Below are 16860 nucleotides of genomic sequence, written 5' to 3'. Positions count from 1 at the left end.
CCAGCCGTAATCCTGCTGATAAGACTGCGGATAATTCTGAGTTCGCGAAGACATAAAATAAAGAGCCAGAGCGAGGCAGCTCTGGCTGACAACCCGTTAGCTGGCAGGATACTCGCTTTCTTTTGTCTGACGAGAACGCTTAATTGTCCAGTGCTCATTAGGATCGTAATTTTCATCACACAGGTCGATAGAGAAGCCCATATCGACAATTTCTTTCAATGTCAGGTTATCCGCCAGATGGGCGATATCACCAGATCTATTACGTAATTCCATAACCGTACCTATCTCTGTAGCCTACTTGATAACCCGTCCCTGATGTGTCCCTTTCCCTGAAGCCTCTCTGTGACTTTAACTATAGCTTCAATAGAAGCATTAGGTGGCTTTCAAGCCGCACATACTCAGTTTCAGAGCCAGCCGGTAAAAGCTGGATCGGCCTCTAATTTCCAGTACTAAGAATAAAATCAATATGATGAATTCCTTTTGCCTGGCGCTCAAGCTACTATAATCGGAATACATTTCTTGTCTTCCTCTGTGCAGACATGAGGCAATCCGACAAGTGGATTAAGGGAAGCTGCAATGCTCAAAACCGCAACGAATCAATCTCAGGGGATGCTGCTGTTCAGGCTGAATTCCCGACAACTATTTGCCATTGGCACATTAAAAGTAAAAGAAATCGTGCCCTTTACGCCATTGACAGCCATTCCGCAGTCCCATCCAACGGTATTAGGCGCAGCCAGCCTGCGCGGCGATACGCTTCCTGTCATCGACATGGCTAAAGCTATCGGCTACCCGGCGTTGACACAGGAAGAACTAAAGAAATGCTACATCATTATTACTGATTGCCGACGTAAGCTGGTCGGGTTTCTGGTACGTGGCATAGATAAAATCACTGAATGTAACTGGCATAATATCGATGCACCGCCGCCATCCCTTGGCAGAAACATCTTTGTTACCGGCGTCACCAATATAGAGAATCAGCTCGTTCAACTGCTTGATATTGAATTGTTACTTTCTAAAGTCTTTCCTGACTCACCTGAAAGCCTGCACCCGGTATTAACGGATGTTCAGCGAGAAACGCTTAGACCACTTAAAATCCTTCTGGTCGATGATTCGGCCGTTGCACGGCGTCAACTCTGTCAGGCAATGGACAGCGTCAGCATCCCCTATCATATAGCCACCACAGGGACAGATGCACTGAGAATGCTGAATCAGGCTGCCGATGCAGGCCAACCGTTTGAGATTCTTGTCAGCGATATTGAGATGCCAGGCTTAGATGGTTATGAATTAGCCTTTGAGGTGCAAAATAATTCAAAGCTCACAGGGACTTACATCATTCTCCATACCTCACTGTCCAGTGAGATAAGTGTCTCCCAGGCACATCAGGTGGGTGCTCATGAAGCGCTGACCAAATTTGAAGCCAATGAGTTAATCCATGCCATGCTTCGCGGTGCGCACCACCACCAGGAAAGTAATGTTAGCTGAAGTTCAAAAAAATTACACCGTTTAGTCCGAACTAACAAAAAACTGACATTCAGTGCGGCAGCTATGGCACAGTTGCCGCAACCAGTTTTCTTCAGCTATCAGTAACGGATTAACACCATGTTCAAGCGCATTGTATTCAGTGCCATTATGCTAACCACTTCCACTACTGCTTTTGCCAATCCAGAACTGCTCTCTCCTGACGAAGCAAACCACGGGCATTTCCAGCTTATTGAAACAATTGAAATCAAAGGTGATATCGACGACAGCATAGCCCAGCTTATCAATAAATCACTTAAAAATAAGAACGGGCAATACTATGCCATTGATACCATCAAAGAAGACATCAATAAGGAAACCCTGACGCTGGTCATCAAACTCTACAACGAGCCAGCAGGTATGATGAAGGATCAGCTGGCAGCGTAAACTTACAGTCAACAATGTGTTTCCACTGGTTTTCCCATTTCCTTTTGTTGGCGAAGCGCTAAAAGAGTAGTATGTGTGCCTCTGCAACTTCAAAGGCTTAATGTATGAAATACCAGTGGATTCTGTTTGATGCCGACGAAACTCTTTTTCACTTTGATGCTTATCGTGGCCTTAAGCTGATGTTTTCACGCTTTGAGGTCGATTTCACGCAAGAGCATTTCTCCGAGTATCAGCGTGTCAATCAACCTCTTTGGGTTGACTACCAAAACGGTGATATAGACGCACAGCAACTGAAGCATCAGCGTTTTGAGTTCTGGGCGCAGCAGCTTGGCGTAACAACCGCAACCCTGAACAGCGCATTTCTTGAAGCCATGGCAGACACCTGCTCTCTTTTACCGGGTGCCGCCACTCTGCTTGAACGCCTCAACCCTCACGTGAAAATGGGCATCATCACCAACGGTTTTACTGAGCTGCAGGACATTCGCCTGCAAAGAACCGGCGTGGAGCATTATTTTTCAACTTTGATTATTTCGGAAAAAGTGGGCGCCGCCAAACCGTCCCCTGTCATTTTTGACTATGCCATCAATGCGATTGGCAATCCTGCGCCGAATACAGTACTGATGGTAGGAGACAATCCGCATTCAGATATTCTGGGCGGCATAAAAGCCGGAATGGATACTTGCTGGCTAAACCACCACGATGCGCAAGCCCCTGAGGGAATCAGGCCCAGCTACACAGTGCGCCATTTGGATGAGCTGACTACTCTTTTATTCAACTAAATGTAGTGACTATAAATAACGGCGGGGAATCAATAGCGAAAGGATTGTTGCCTGTCTGATATAACAAAGCGCACCGATAAGTGCGCTTTTCATGTCTGGCTACCCAAACTGGGGGGCTATGTAGTCAAAAAAGCAGTAATTATTCGTAGTCGAAATCGATGTACTCACCGCTGTCCTGACGCTGACGCGTTGATCGGCGTTTTTTCTTCCGCGCCTGCTGATTGTAATCTAAAAAGTCATCGTTAAAGTCACTCTTGAATTTGGACTTAGACCCTTTGCGGAACTTCTCATCTAACTTTGCCATGCTTGTTTCCTGACACACAACCAGATAAAAACATTGAGTATATAGGCTGCCATTAGCGGCAAACCATCACCACTAAGCATAGGGTAACGATTCAGAAATACACAAATGCTTAGTGTTACAGTCAGGTGGTCAGTCCTCTCGCCGTACATAGCCAAAACAGCGATTAAGTGTACTGAACCGACCCCTTCAGCAGCGAGACTAATGCAAAGCCCGAATCTCTGTACAACAAGATATTTTAATCAAGACAACAAAAAATTCTGCTCATAGAAATAAGCCTATACACGCTCACTGACTTCACTGAACGCGACATCCAGCAAGCTGTTCAGCAGCTCAACTTTTTCATTGTCATCGCGCCAGACTAGGTACAAAGACTGCTCCATAACCGGGGCGTTGTTAACAAGGTGCAGCTCACCGGACTCAACACTGTGCGCAATAACTGGTGAAGGCAAATAGCCTACTCCGCCATTGTTCAATAAGTGCTCTAATGCCATCTTACTGGAATGCGTATGTAAGATAGGTGTCTTCTGCAGTTCATTGATCCGACTGTGATCAACAGCAAACCGCGTCCCCCAGTCCAGATAAATTAAAGGAAAGTCTTTGATGTCAGACATACTGCAGTCAGACTGATGACAAACCAGTTGCAACTGATAATCCCTGACTTTATTTACCATCAGATCGTCAATTTTGGGTGGCTCACTGGTAATGACCACATCAACGCTTTTATTCAGTATTTGCTTGGCCTGAGCCTGACGGGGAACAGTTTCCAGCCGCAGCGCCAATTCTGGAATCGCACCATAAATACGGCTGATCCAGTCTGACAGGCCATCAAACTCCCATACTAAAGCAGAAGCGCCCAGTGTGATCTGATTATTGCGTGAGTCGGACAATGCCACATCCTGACGCGCCCTGCTCCATGTCTGCAAGATTGCTTCTGCATACGGCTGAAGACGTTCACCGGCCGCAGTCAGGTGAACGTTACCGCGTTGGCGTGAGAATAAAGCATTACCTAACTGGGATTCCAGCTGGCGTATCCGGAAACTGACCGCAGACTGAGTCAAGTATAAGTTATCGGCAGCACGGCCAAAATGACGTGTTTTCGTCACTTCTAGAAATGTTCTGAGTAGTTCGGTGTCCACAAGTAAACCTACATATTGAAGAGTGGGACTCTGGGCATATATCCCCTTAGCGATAGTACACTGCCCCTCCCCCCATTATCATCAAAAAGTTTTATCGTTACGACGAAAAAGCTTTGATTTACAACTCGACAAACCTGAAAGAATATCTGCGAAAATCTCACATGGCAGGTGATCAGATGAGAAATGTAGGTAAATTTTACGACGATAAAAATTTCCCACGCGGTTTTAACCGCTCCGGTGTCTTCACTGTGGGTGAAGCCAGCATTTTGGAAAGTTATGGCAGAACCATGCGTGGCATCCACGATGGTTTACTCAAGCCTGAAACACCGGAAGAAGAGCAGTTTTTTGCTGAAATAACAGGACAACAGGAAATCTCTTCAGACTTTGCTAAGTGCTGGGTTAAGTACCTGAAACAAACTTCTACCAAAACACGTAGCTACACCTTGTGTAACTCACCTCGCAAATCATCAGCAAGCAGCTTTGACGATGATAGCGATGATGGCGGTAGCGATGACGACATGGATTTTTAATTAATCCGTCATTTATCGCCATAGCAAGATGCTTTACCGAGCCATACGCAAACCGCGCATGGCTCTTTTCTTTTTTGCCTGATAAACCGGGCAATAAATTGGTTAATTGAAATGAAAATTTGCTTCGTAATGTACCCATGGAGCAGAGTAGAGCCTGAAACAGACTCTACTCTGCGTTTGATCCATGAAGTTGCCAGTCGCGGCCATACTGTCGCTCTGACTACCCCTAGTAACCTGACTATGCGTGACAGCATGGCTATCGCTTTTTGTCGGGTACTTAAAAAGTCGACAGTGTCTAACAATGTGCCGAGCTTTTACCGCAAAGCGGAGTTTCGCAAAGCAGAGCTGCCGCTGGCTGGATTTGACGCCATCATCATGCGAGCAAACCCGCCGCTGGATACCATGGCGCTCAACTTCCTGGACTCAGTACGTGACGATACTTTCATTTTCAATGACATCGACGGCCTGCGTGTTGCCAACAACAAGCTCTATACCGCTTCTTTGCCGGATCCTAACCGCGAGTTCATTCCCGTTACACACGTGTCGAAAAACCGTGAATATCTTGAGCGCGTTCTGGAAGAGAACCCTAATGATCGCATGATCATGAAACCACTGAACGGTTATGGCGGTAAAGGCGTTATTCTGGTTGAGAAAAGCGCCAAATCCAGCGTGCGCTCATTGCTTGACTTTTATATCGGTGACGACCACAACTATGTGATTTTACAGGACTACATCGAAGGCGCAGAAAAAGGCGATGTGCGAATCATGATGCTGAACGGCGAGCCTATTGGTGCGATGAAGCGTGTGCCGGCCAAAGATGACGTTCGCTCAAACATTCACGCCGGTGGTCAGGAAGTCAAGCACGCCCTGACGAAACAGGAATTGCGTCTGTGCCGCCATATCGGCCCGAAACTGGTGCGTGACGGCCTTTACTTTGTAGGCCTGGATGTCATCAATGGCAAATTGGTTGAAGTCAATGTACTTAGCCCTGGTGGTATTACCCGTATCAATCGTCTGAACCGCACCAAGCTTCAGCGTGAAGTGATTGATTTCGTCGAGAGCGTTGTTAAAGCCAAAGACATCAGTATTGCTCGTAAAAATAAATTCCGCCAGGTTATCGAAGATGCGTCAACTAACTGAGCAAGATGTGCTGACATTGATCCAACAGCACATTCCTTTTGAAGGACAGTTAGCTGACGGCAGTGTCACCATTCGCATAACCGAGTACCAGCCGATTGTCGCAACAGCCATTCACAACGGCAGTCGGTTACGTCCTGAACTGGTGGCAAAATGCCACCTTTCAGAGAGCGAAAGATACTACGAAGAAGATCCTTACACTGGTGATTTCATCACTTCCCTGCCTATTGTGCTGCAAGGTGAAGACTCTCGATACGAGTACGACCTTAACCGCAGTCCGGAAACCTGTATCTATCAGCAGGCCTGGGGAAAAGATGTCTGGCATGCGAAACTGACAGATTCAGAAAAGCAGGTTTCTCTGGCAAAGCATGCTTGTTATTACCGCATTTTTCGTGCACTGATCACGTCTCTTGAGCGCAAGTTCGGCTACTGTGTAATATATGACATGCACTCATATAATCATGAGCGCATAACACAGCCTTGTCCGACATTTAATTTGGGGACGGCGCAGGTTGATCGCAAAGCCTGGCGAGCCGAGGTCAATGACCTGCTAAGCAGGCTAGGACAGATCCAACTACCGAACCAGGCGGTTACCGCTGGCGAAAATCTTGTTTTTCAGGGTATGGGATATCAGGCGACTTTTGTTCGAGATAATTTCTCCCGCACCCTCATCTTACCCATTGAGATCAAGAAGGTGTATATGAATGAAACAGGTGGTGAAAGTTATCCGTTAGTCATTGAGCAGTTGAAAACAGAATTAAAAGATACCCTGACCGGCCATGCTGCTTTTGTCATGCAAAACCGTACACAGCAACCTGCCCGTCGACGCCAGAACGCCCATGTGCTGGACTCAAAACTGCCAAAGGAAGTTGTTCTGCTGGACCGCCAGCTGTACAAATTTGCCCGTGGCCTGAATACGCTCAGTTACATTAATCCGATCAACCTGAAGCAAGAAAAACGCCGGTTTTTACATAACCGCGACGTCTATCATCCGCAATTTACCTACCGTCAGTTAGATCTGGATCCCTATAAATTTCGCGAACAATTGTATCGTCTGCCGGTAGAGGACATTCGGGATGCGGGTATTCAGTCGATGTACCGTAAAGTCATCGATCAGCTGGCTGTTCGTATTGATCTGTTGACCAGTCTGGGCCACGAAGAGTTTCTGTACAATTCACTCCGCTATTATGGCCGGCCAGATGAGAGCGATATCGCTAATGCCAACTTCATTTTGCATGCCAGAGAATATGCTGAGCCCGAAAACGCGACCATCAGTGCAGAAGAAGCGGTTATTGCGTTCAATGAAGCGGCCGACGATTACGGCTTCAGCTGTAAAGTTCAGGGCACGACCAAGCTGATTGCTCGAGCCATGGTGAGTGGCCGTACCGTAAAGATCAACCTGAACAGCCGGTTCACGCCTTCTGATCTGTTTGCGCTTATTCATCACGAAATGGGCGTACACATGGTGACCAGCGTGAATGCAGAAGCCCAGCCGCTCAAAGTGTTGCAGCTTGGCTTGCCAGGCAATACGCACACGCAGGAAGGTCTGGCGATTCTGTGCGAGCACCTGTCGGGCAATTTCCCGTTACACCGGTTAAAAACCCTGGCGTTACGTGTCGTTGCGGTTGATATGATGGTTAATAAACGCAGCTTTAATGAAACCTTCAATACGCTGAAGTTTGATTACGGCCTGTCCAATGACACTGCGTTTACCATCACAACCCGTGCATACCGTGGCGGTGGTTTTACCAAAGACTATTTGTACCTTCGCGGTTTGAAAGACGCGCTCAGGTTACACAAAGAAACAGACCTGACCTCGCTTTTCATTGGTAAAACAGGCTTTGAGTTTAAGCCATTGCTTGATGAACTGATAGAACGAGACATTTTGCAGCCACCTCAGTACCTGCCAAAAGCACTCAACATGAAGACGGACACCGATCCCATCATTAACTTCATGCTTAACTGCATCAATTAACAGGCTTATAAAAAAGATGCGCTTCCGTCATTGGTAAGCGCATCTTTATTTACAGGCTTTTCATTCCGGCATTTATTCCCACTCCCAATGACGACCGTCATGCTCCTGGGTAAACAACATCCGATAACCTGATATGTTTCTGTGTGGCACATCTCGCATCACTTTATGGAACTGCTTGTTATCAAGGTGGATCAGATTTTCATGATCACCCGATTCGATATACAGTTCATCCTGTTCAAGCAGTAAATCATCCACCAGCATGTTGATTTTATAAGCTTGTCCCAATGAAGGAACCGCGCCTGGTTCGCAGTCCTGAAAGATCTGGGTTAACTCATGCTCACCCACCAAAAAGAACTGCTTACCCATTATGCGATTAATTTTATCAATCATTACCCTGCGGTTAGAAGGCACTACGGCCATCAGGTAATCACCCTGCTGATCCTTAAGCAAAACGGCTTTCGCCACTTGGGAAGTAGGAACATGTGCAGAGACCGCCGAACTGAATGATGTATCGGTATGCCTGTGGTGCGTCAGACTGAAATCCACATTATGGCTGTTGAGGAATTGCCCAACTGTCATAGCCATCGCCATAAATCACCTCCTGGAAATCCAGTGCTCGGGCTTAACGCCCTACAGCCAAAGTATGAAAGGGGTGCGGCAATTTTGCGAACTTCACACCCATAAATTTCATGGGTGATTGTAAAGGCAGGCGAACAAACTTACTGGATACGACGAATCTGCCAAAATGCCCGTTGCCAATACGGAGTGTTCAGGCTGGACACAACCACTCCCTGTGACGTGGATGCATGGAGAAATTCATTATTCCCCAGATAGATGCCGACATGGCGCATGCTCCGCCCTGTTCTGAAAAATACCAGATCCCCTTTTTTAGCCTTATTGCGGGGGACAGCCTTACCCAATTGCGACTGCTCTGCGGTAGTGCGGGGCAACATCTGACGATAAACTTCAGAATAGGTCAGCTGAACAAATGCGGAGCAGTCAATTCCCCGTCTGGAGCTTCCCCCTAAACGGTAAGGCGTGCCTTTCCAGCTTTGGTACACATCAAGAAACGTGGGAGTCGGCGGCTTAATGGCAATTGATCGGGGTGGTTGAGGAAGTGGATTAACCGCGGCATGAATTTCCCGGGTTTCCGCTGGCACTTGCGTTGTGGTACTGCAGCCAGTAAGTAGGCTAAAAACAGCCATCGTTGTGATCATCAAAATCAGGCGTCGATGGCGGTAACCCACCCCTCTTTTTGTTTCTGCCATATCAACCTCTGCGTAAAAAAGTACCACAAAGAAGTGATTATGCATGAAGCCACAGCCTGATGCACTGTCTGGCGTGCTGCCCGGTTAATCTTAAAGCACCCCCTGAGTGACGCCTAATGCGTGTGTTCATCACTCATTTCATTGCAAGGATAACAAGATGTAAAAACAGCCTGATTCCCAGAACCTGCAAGTTCACTTTTTATATATTACTTTTCAACTGGTTAACTTTTTAAATTTGTGACTTGTTGCATATCAAAAGCTCTGCCACTTTTGCTAAATTTCTCTGCTGAATTAATCTAAGAAAGTAGTTAGTGTTTTTTAAGGAGTTGTTGTGCTCGCTTTCATTCGCCTGTTACTGGCTGCCCTTTTTATTGTTTTCACTTGTTTGTTTGCTCTGGTGTACTGTCTTTTCAGCCCCAGAGATCCAAAGCATGTCTATTTTTTCAGCTGCTGGTTCAAGATACTGAGAAAAATAGTCAATGTGCACATTATCGAAAGAGGGCAAGAGCGGATCAAAGGCGTTGACCGTGCCGTCTATATCTCTAATCACCAGAATGTTTTTGACTTTGTTACCTCGCCCGGCATGGTGCGGCCGAGAACCGTCTCAATCGGAAAAAAAAGCCTGCTGTGGATTCCCTTCTTCGGCCCTCTGTACTGGATCACAGGTAATATTCTGATAGACAGAGAAAATAAGGCCAAAGCCCGCGACACCATAAAACAAGTCGCCGATACCATTCACGCTCGCAACCTGTCGGTATGGATGTATCCTGAAGGCACCAGAAGCAAAGGTCGTGGTCTGCTGCCTTTTAAAACCGGTGCATTCAGAATGGCCATTGAAGCTGGTGTGCCAATCGTTCCTATGGTTGTAAGCAGTACCCATAACAAAATTGATCTGAATCAGCGGGACAACGGTACTGTGATTGCTGAGTACCTCGATCCGATTGATACGTCAGAAATGACTATGCAAGATGCCCGGGAATTAGCTGAGCGGTGTCATGAAATGATGCTAAATCATATAGCGAAACTGGATGCTGAAGTGGCAACACTCAACACCCAGTCAGCGGCAGTTGTGGCGAAAACAAGTTAATGGGTTTCTGGCGTCTGTTGATTGCTCAAAGCATCAAATGCCCTCAGCAATGGCTCACTTTTCAGAATACGGTTATGCCCCAGACCACTGGTCTCAATCAGACTGACCCGTGGCAGGGCATTCGCTTTTCTCGACTGTTCAAATAATGCAAAACGATCGTCACTATCGTGAACTATCACTATGTGCCCCTGATGGCCTGCAAGACGTTGGTGGCTATCCACACTATCAATGGGATACTGATACTGACGCTCAACTTCACGAATCACATCCTGAAACAAACGCAGTGAAAAGCCCGAGCCCTCAACCACACGGTACAAATTATCTTTGTAGTTCAGAATGGGAGCGACCAGCAGCATAGGCACACCAGCCAGCTTTGCGTGCTTGCTCTCAAGCATCATAGTGCAACCCATGCTGTGCGCAACAACGCCGGCAAGCCCATCAACGACTTGCTCTAATACAGCTTCCAGCCCTTTGACAAACCCGGGTAAATGTCCGTGCTGCCCTTCACTCGCACCATGAGCAGGGTTGTCAAATGCCAGTGCGGTAAAGCCTGAGGCTGCAATACGTTCCATCAGGGGATAAAACTGACTGGCCGATCCGGACCATCCATGCCCCAGCAGCCATGTGGGGCCGCTCCCGAGGGAATACGTCATAATTTTACCTTCGGATGTCTCTATCGCTTTTTGTTGCAACCCCTCAGGTGCTTGCGTTTTGACAGCGAACCTTTCTGGAGTTAACAACAAGTTCCGCGCGGTTTTGCGGGCATGAGAAGGAGCAATACGGTGATAGGCACGGGTTGCCACGTTAATTGCGCGGCGTCTGACATTCACGCCGCCCTTAGTGTTGAAATAAATTTTGCTGCTCATGATTTAACCTGCATAAAAAAGTACGTACGTGCTTTTTTGAAATTTAAAAGATTAGCCTTGTCCGCTGTCTGACCGCCAGCTGGCAAGAATAAGATCCACATCCGTCCAGAATCGCGGGTTACCATTGGCTTCCAGACCTAAGGAATGAAAGAGCTGACTGCTGAGGTAAGCACCATAAAGCCGGAATACAGATTGCCAGGTGTCTAAATCCGTACGGAACTCCCCACATGCCTTCCCCTGCTCAACCTGACGACACAAATAATCCATCCAGCGACGAGTAATAATGTTCAGCTCCTGCTGGACGGGATCATCGCTGCAGCGGCCTTCTTTCCAGGCGTCGATGAACATACAGCTGCCCTGAAATGAATGATTCCAGGCTAACCAGTTCTGAAGCAATAACCTGATTTTTTCTTCGACTGATTCCCAGCCAGCAAGGCGGGCCGGCTGGATAACATGCTGAGCAAAGTATTCACCGGCAAACTGCAATACAGAGACCTGTAAATTCTCTTTTGAGTTGAAATGTGCAAACAGCCCGCTTTTTGACATCCCTGATGCCTTAGCCAGCTGGCCGACAGTCAGGCTGTCTAAACCATCACGACTAGCCAGATCAAATGCCGTTCTCAGTATGTGTTCCCGGGTTAACCGCCCTTTGCTCATTGCACTTCCTTTCATTACATTAGCGCGATTAAAGCACGATCGTTCTTTTTCATGCAAGAAAAGTCAGGTCCAACCAGACTATTGTTCATAGCCTGTAACTGCCCTGCAGCTGTTTCAGGCGCTGATTAACCGTCGCTTAATGACAAGGTCAGGCACGGCAAGACAACGGAATAAATCACCGAATGATGTATCACTACTGAGCATTTACCGCTCTGCAAAATGAAAAAGACTGTCAACTTTAATAGGACAGTCGCCAGCTTCATGGACAGCATCCTGCGCCTGCTTCAGCGAATCATAACTGCAGGGTATACCGTAAACATCAGTCAGCGGATAATCATTACCGGCTTCATCTTTAAAATTCACACTCCAACCCGCACTGAGAAAGTCGTGGACTAGCCGTGCCTCCACCAAAGTGTGCTTCATCAACATTTCCCGGCATTCAGACAGAACCATAGTCAAACCCTCTCTACGTCTTAAAGAGAACAGATCTATTGAACAAGTGGGTATGCTTGCACCACCAGCCAAGATTCTTATCACTATAAATATAGTTAATTCTGAGTAAAGGTACTCCCCAGATGGATCAGAGGCAGCCCCTATCACTAAGGGTGTCATTAACGCCTGTTCTGCCTGTACAAGGCGGCACTATGATTTAAACACTGCATTCTGCTGCTTATTGTTAATATTATTATCCATTATTTTTTGTGCGGTTATAGCGTATTTCACCATCCAAGTATTGATAAACCCAATGCATCTATGCTCTTATTCGCAGATAAAAAATCTTAATAAAACAAGGGTTATACGTGTCCGCTATATCCATTCACACCATGAAGGACGGTGAAGTCACCTTCCCAGCAGGCGAACAACTCGTTTCAGCCACTGATCTCAAAGGCAATATCATCTATTGCAACCCCTGCTTCTGTCAGGTTGCCGGTTATACCGAGGACGAGTTACTGGGTAAACCGCATAACGTTATCCGACACGCCGATATGCCCAAAGCGGCATTTGGCGATATGTGGATGCACTTGAAAAAAGGTAACGCCTGGCGGGGTATCGTCAAAAACAAGACCAAGAATGGCGGTTACTACTGGGTCGACGCTTACGTCACGCCTATCTACGAACAGAGTAAAATAGTGGGTTACCAATCGGTACGGGTAAAACCCACCCCCGACATGATCAAAACCGCCAGTCAGGCTTACAAAACGTTACGCCAGAGTGAGGGCAAAACCAATTTGTCGCTTTCGCTGCCGGCTTCTTTGCGTTACGGCTTACTGGCTGCCGCTATCCTGCTGCCGGTTATTTACAGCCTGATGCAAACTGGCCTGTCGTTTACGGCCCTGCTGCCGCTGCTTCCGCTTCTCGTGCTGGTACTTTTCTTCCGTCAGGAGTTATTTCAGACACCGCAGCAACTTAATAATCTCAAGCAAAGTTATGACAGTATCAGCCGGCTGATTTTTTCCGGCAACAGTGCTTATTCTGTCGCGGATTATCATCTCAAAATGGCCTCTGCAAGAATTCGTACTGTTTTAGGCCGAATGAAAGATGCAGCCCATCCTCTTCAGGAGCTTGCTGAGGAACTGAGTGAAACAGCCACGCGTGTCAATCAGGCGATCCGGCATCAGAATGACAATATACGCAATGTCGCCAATGCTCTGGATGATATGACTGACTCCGCACAAACGGTCAACCAACATGCAGATCAATCGGAGCAATTGTTGCTTAGCACCCAAAGTTACAGCGACCAGACCCGAGAGCAGTTAGATAACACTCAGAAAAATCTGCAAACGCTGTCTGCACAAGCAGAGCAGGCCACGGCTACGACACTGCAATTAAGTAACGAGGCGGCAAAAGTCAGCTCTGTGATGGATGAAATTCGCGGCATTGCCGATCAGACTAACCTGCTGGCCTTGAATGCGGCAATTGAAGCGGCTCGCGCCGGCGAGCATGGCCGTGGTTTTGCTGTGGTTGCCGATGAAGTACGGGCTTTGTCATCACGAACCCAGACGGCAACAGAACAGATTCAAAACAGCATTGAGCACATGTTAAATACAATTAACGAATGGCGCTCTGTTATTGAATGCAACCGCGATCAGACCAATCAGTGTGTTTCAACAGCCGCTGAAGGTTCTGAAAGCCTGAAGACCATGGAAGCCAACATGGCTGAAATGAATCTGCTGATCCGTAAAATGGCGCAGGCGGCAGAAGGTCAGGTTCAGCTGACCGACCATACCCGCCAACACATCCACTCGATCGCTGCGGCATCAGAGCAGAACTTTAAAGAGTTACTGCTGGTCGAAGAATCAAGCACCGGACTCAGAGCCAAAGTCGACGACTTTGAAGCACTGGCCGAGCGCTTCGAGGAAAGATAACCATTTTCTGACTGGTCTGGCTGTCAGGCCAGTCAGATACACTACCCCCTCCGCCGACATTGCTCACCTCTTTCATCGCTCCTGGTATTTTAAGCATTTCCTGAGCTTACCTTGATCTGTAACAAGCTATGACCACTGACTCCGATGGCGCATTCGGCTATCCGGAGATACACTCATTCACAGTATCTTTTTTTAATAAAGGAAACACTATGGCTGATTTACAACATACTGAAGAGCCTTGTGAAGCTTGTGGTGTCGCGGCTGAAATTGGCTTTCTCATCCGCGAAGGTGATGATGTTTCAACGCTCTCATTTAATGGTCAGGGAAAAGAGGTGATAGAGGCAGAATTTGCGCCTTTTCTGGCATTAGCAAAAAGCGTTAATAACAATGTGCAATATCAGACACTTTACAGTGACGACGAAACCGCTATGACAGCCAGCCTGCAGTTTGAATGCAGTGCTGAAAAACTGATTTTCGATCTTAAGTCCCGCTCACTGGCTCCACGATAATTCTTCAATCAAAAGCCATATCGAGTAAAAATTCCAGCTCGATATGGCTATTAGCAGCCATCCCCAGTGAACCTCTGTGATATCATTCCCGCCAGATAACTATGCCAAGATAACAACGCAATAGGATGCGCAGTAATGACCAAAAAAACTATCGCTTTCATCGGATTAGGCACTATGGGTTTCCCTATGGCCGGGCACCTGGCCACTGCGGGATTTAATGTCGTGGTGTACAACCGCACGACAGCCACAGCAGAGAGATGGCTTAACACTTACCCGGGTAAGCTTGCGCTGACTCCGGCAGAGGCCGCACACGAGGCTGATGTGGTGCTGACCTGCGTCGGTAATGATAACGATATCCGTGAAGTCTACTGTGGAGAACAGGGAATTCTGTCGACCATACGTCCTGGCACATTACTGATTGATCACACAACAGCCTCTGCCGATGTTGCCCGTGAAATGGCAGAAGCGGCAAACAGTGCATCTGCCACGTTCATCGATGCGCCAGTCTCTGGTGGTGAAGCAGGCGCTGTAAATGGCTGTCTGACCATAATGGTCGGTGGCAACGAAGAAGCGTTTCAATCAGCCCAGCCTATTTTCAACACTTATGCGAAAGCCTCTACGCTGATGGGTAATGTCGGATTCGGTCAAATCACTAAAATGGCGAACCAAATCTGCATTACCGGTATTCTTCAGGGCTTATCTGAAGCTATTACGCTTGCCAAAGCAGCGGGATTAGATATTGAGAAAATGACCAATGTGCTGAAGCACGGCGCGGCCGGTTCATGGCAAATGGAAAACCGCGCTGTCACCATGGCGGAAGATAAATTTGATTTCGGTTTTGCCATCGACTGGATGCGAAAAGATCTTTCTATCTGTTTCGATGCCGCCGATAAACTTTCTGTTCCGCTTCCTCTGGCACGCCAGGTCGATGCTGAATACGCCAAACTTCAGGACAGAGGCTTTAACCGCGCAGACACGTCGGTATTAATCAAGCAATTTGATAAATAACATTACCCGGATTCAAATATGCGTTGATTGGAATGTCATCGCATATTTTTATTCTGATAGTTGGTGACACTACTCCCATTTCATCAGCTAATGCTGTCTTTTCTTCTGGTACTGATTACAATTCGTCAGGAATAGAATGATTAAGTGCGTGTGTCGTGATAAGTATGTTGAAGCAACTCCAGCCATTTTTCCTGTTTGCGGCTCTGAGCTTTTTCCTGATATTCAGTCAGGGCGCTGCCGCTAACCAGTTCATTTCAGAAATAAAGTTGCTCAATTATACCGACAGTTACGGTAACGTATCGCTGCGGCATTCACGGAGCATTACCCTGCCCAATCCTCTTCATGTTAAAGGCAACTTGAATCTCGAAAATAGTGATATTAATTATTTACCTGGCGTTGTTCGTGTTGATGGGAACCTCAATCTGGCCTATAGCAAAATTGTTTCATTGCCAAAAAACCTGCAGGTTGCGGGGTACCTCAATCTTGCTCACACCCAAATTACCAGGCTAAGTCCGTATCTTAAGATACCAGGAGATTTAAGCTTGATTGGCATGCCAATTACACGCTTGCCTCCTTATCTGTCTGTTGGAGGCAATCTCTATCTGGCTCATACCAAGATTACTGAACTTCCTCCCAATATCACGGTGAAAGGTGATATTTATTTAGGGGGCATTACGTTGAAATCCATTCCGAAAACACTACGCGTTGGCGGGAATATCTATCAATAGCATTGCTGATTACTATCATCTCTGCGCTGAAATAATTTTTCACCTGACAAAAACATTTAAGCCAGAAACACATGATGAGTGTCTCTGGCTAACTTCACTTACTTTCTTATATTACCAATCTGATTTTTATCTTTTTCGTCGTTTTCGCACAAGGTGCGTTCATTTGCTTTTCAGTTTCGACTTAGAAGACTGCGATTGATAATAGAACCATTGTCTACGGCTTTTATTTGTCATAATTCACCTCTCGATAAAACATAGATAACAAGCCAAGTATTACTAAAAATATTTGCTACCTAATTCGTTTAACTTTACTCAAAGACTCATTACAGATGAATGACATTTAAGTATCGTTAACGTTACTATCTCCAATGACGAATGCTGATCGGCATAATCAACAAAACTGTTGTGTCCTTTATGCTCAGATTCTGGAGAATAATAAACATGAAGCGAGATGGATTGTTACTGAATGTTCTGATCCGACACTGAACTTTTCGACGTTTGGGGAACGTTAACCTTAAATTCAGTTACCTCACTCGAGGATCGGTTTTCCAACGCTTTTTCAGAGTTATCACCATCTAGTCCACATCAACAAAAATCAATATAAG

The 16860-nt window shown here is 46.7% G+C and carries 19 protein-coding genes; 11 read left to right on the top strand and 8 right to left on the bottom strand.

Features of this window, described 5'->3' with window-relative positions; genetic code table 11:
* Positions 1 to 96: 96 nt before the first annotated feature.
* On the bottom strand, positions 97 to 273 hold the full coding sequence (locus D6M16_RS22320; protein ID WP_162941087.1) for a hypothetical protein: 177 nt from the start codon (positions 271 to 273) through the stop codon (positions 97 to 99).
* 303 nt (positions 274 to 576) lie between these two features.
* Here D6M16_RS22320 and D6M16_RS16965 point away from each other — a divergent pair, with 303 nt between their 5' ends.
* The 3 genes from D6M16_RS16965 to yjjG all read left to right on the top strand — a co-directional run bounded on the left by D6M16_RS16965 (position 577) and on the right by yjjG (position 2684).
* Positions 577 to 1482 (top strand): chemotaxis protein, encoded by a 906-nt coding sequence (locus D6M16_RS16965; RefSeq protein WP_120512988.1) that lies wholly within the window; start codon positions 577 to 579, stop codon positions 1480 to 1482.
* Positions 1483 to 1599: 117 nt separating this feature from the next.
* Positions 1600 to 1905, top strand: coding sequence for a hypothetical protein (locus D6M16_RS16960; RefSeq protein ID WP_120512987.1), 306 nt, complete (start codon positions 1600 to 1602; stop codon positions 1903 to 1905).
* 104 nt (positions 1906 to 2009) lie between these two features.
* Positions 2010 to 2684 (top strand): pyrimidine 5'-nucleotidase, encoded by a 675-nt coding sequence (yjjG, locus tag D6M16_RS16955; protein ID WP_120512986.1) that lies wholly within the window; start codon positions 2010 to 2012, stop codon positions 2682 to 2684.
* 139 nt (positions 2685 to 2823) lie between these two features.
* On the opposite strand, the gene D6M16_RS22315 is transcribed toward yjjG, so the two are convergent.
* Both D6M16_RS22315 and hdfR read right to left on the bottom strand, forming a co-directional pair.
* On the bottom strand, positions 2824 to 2988 hold the full coding sequence (locus tag D6M16_RS22315) for a hypothetical protein (protein ID WP_162836569.1): 165 nt from the start codon (positions 2986 to 2988) through the stop codon (positions 2824 to 2826).
* A gap of 275 nt (positions 2989 to 3263) precedes the next feature.
* Positions 3264 to 4124 (bottom strand): HTH-type transcriptional regulator HdfR, encoded by an 861-nt coding sequence (gene hdfR / locus D6M16_RS16950; RefSeq protein WP_120512985.1) that lies wholly within the window; start codon positions 4122 to 4124, stop codon positions 3264 to 3266.
* Positions 4125 to 4285: 161 nt separating this feature from the next.
* Here hdfR and D6M16_RS16945 point away from each other — a divergent pair, with 161 nt between their 5' ends.
* The 3 genes from D6M16_RS16945 to D6M16_RS16935 all read left to right on the top strand — a co-directional run bounded on the left by D6M16_RS16945 (position 4286) and on the right by D6M16_RS16935 (position 7766).
* A complete protein-coding gene (locus D6M16_RS16945; protein WP_338048225.1) occupies positions 4286 to 4654 on the top strand; it encodes a MaoP family protein in 369 nt (122 codons plus the stop codon).
* 111 nt (positions 4655 to 4765) lie between these two features.
* Positions 4766 to 5794, top strand: a complete 1029-nt coding sequence (gene gshB / locus D6M16_RS16940; RefSeq protein WP_120512984.1) for a glutathione synthase — start codon at positions 4766 to 4768, stop codon at positions 5792 to 5794.
* Positions 5778 to 7766: a flavohemoglobin expression-modulating QEGLA motif protein gene (locus tag D6M16_RS16935; RefSeq protein WP_120512983.1), complete on the top strand. Its 1989-nt coding sequence runs from the start codon at positions 5778 to 5780 to the stop codon at positions 7764 to 7766. The genes gshB and D6M16_RS16935 overlap by 17 nt, the downstream gene beginning before the upstream one ends.
* 72 nt (positions 7767 to 7838) lie before the next feature.
* On the opposite strand, the gene D6M16_RS16930 is transcribed toward D6M16_RS16935, so the two are convergent.
* Complete coding sequence (locus D6M16_RS16930; RefSeq protein WP_120512982.1) at positions 7839 to 8357, bottom strand: aminoacyl-tRNA deacylase; 519 nt, start codon at positions 8355 to 8357, stop codon at positions 7839 to 7841.
* A gap of 128 nt (positions 8358 to 8485) precedes the next feature.
* Entirely contained in the window at positions 8486 to 9034 is a 549-nt protein-coding gene (locus tag D6M16_RS16925; protein ID WP_338048224.1) for an NlpC/P60 family protein, read from the bottom strand.
* A gap of 331 nt (positions 9035 to 9365) precedes the next feature.
* Between D6M16_RS16925 and D6M16_RS16920 the strand changes: the two genes are divergently transcribed.
* The gene (locus D6M16_RS16920; protein WP_120512981.1) at positions 9366 to 10121 is read left to right on the top strand and encodes a 1-acylglycerol-3-phosphate O-acyltransferase; all 756 of its coding nucleotides are present in this window, start codon (positions 9366 to 9368) and stop codon (positions 10119 to 10121) included.
* Here D6M16_RS16920 and D6M16_RS16915 read toward each other — a convergent pair.
* The 3 genes from D6M16_RS16915 to D6M16_RS16905 all read right to left on the bottom strand — a co-directional run bounded on the left by D6M16_RS16915 (position 10118) and on the right by D6M16_RS16905 (position 12067).
* Entirely contained in the window at positions 10118 to 10987 is an 870-nt protein-coding gene (locus tag D6M16_RS16915; protein ID WP_120512980.1) for an alpha/beta fold hydrolase, read from the bottom strand. The genes D6M16_RS16920 and D6M16_RS16915 overlap by 4 nt on opposite strands.
* A 51-nt stretch (positions 10988 to 11038) precedes the next feature.
* Positions 11039 to 11644, bottom strand: a complete 606-nt coding sequence (locus D6M16_RS16910; protein WP_120512979.1) for a TetR/AcrR family transcriptional regulator — start codon at positions 11642 to 11644, stop codon at positions 11039 to 11041.
* Between the two features lie 204 nt (positions 11645 to 11848).
* A complete protein-coding gene (locus D6M16_RS16905; RefSeq protein ID WP_237584112.1) occupies positions 11849 to 12067 on the bottom strand; it encodes a hypothetical protein in 219 nt (72 codons plus the stop codon).
* Between the two features lie 401 nt (positions 12068 to 12468).
* Between D6M16_RS16905 and D6M16_RS16900 the strand changes: the two genes are divergently transcribed.
* The 4 genes from D6M16_RS16900 (at position 12469) to D6M16_RS16885 (ending at position 16255) form a co-directional block, all read left to right on the top strand.
* The gene (locus tag D6M16_RS16900; RefSeq protein ID WP_120512977.1) at positions 12469 to 14010 is read left to right on the top strand and encodes a methyl-accepting chemotaxis protein; all 1542 of its coding nucleotides are present in this window, start codon (positions 12469 to 12471) and stop codon (positions 14008 to 14010) included.
* 209 nt (positions 14011 to 14219) lie between these two features.
* Positions 14220 to 14519: a DUF406 family protein gene (locus tag D6M16_RS16895; RefSeq protein ID WP_120512976.1), complete on the top strand. Its 300-nt coding sequence runs from the start codon at positions 14220 to 14222 to the stop codon at positions 14517 to 14519.
* Between the two features lie 135 nt (positions 14520 to 14654).
* Positions 14655 to 15527 (top strand): NAD(P)-dependent oxidoreductase, encoded by an 873-nt coding sequence (locus D6M16_RS16890; RefSeq protein WP_120512975.1) that lies wholly within the window; start codon positions 14655 to 14657, stop codon positions 15525 to 15527.
* A 164-nt stretch (positions 15528 to 15691) separates the two neighbouring features.
* The gene (locus D6M16_RS16885; RefSeq protein ID WP_120512974.1) at positions 15692 to 16255 is read left to right on the top strand and encodes a hypothetical protein; all 564 of its coding nucleotides are present in this window, start codon (positions 15692 to 15694) and stop codon (positions 16253 to 16255) included.
* The last annotated feature ends 605 nt before the right edge of the window (positions 16256 to 16860 follow it).

It is taken from the genome of Photobacterium salinisoli (assembly GCF_003614885.1).
Classification (GTDB): domain Bacteria; phylum Pseudomonadota; class Gammaproteobacteria; order Enterobacterales; family Vibrionaceae; genus Photobacterium; species Photobacterium salinisoli.
This window is presented reverse-complemented; position numbering and strand designations above follow the sequence as displayed.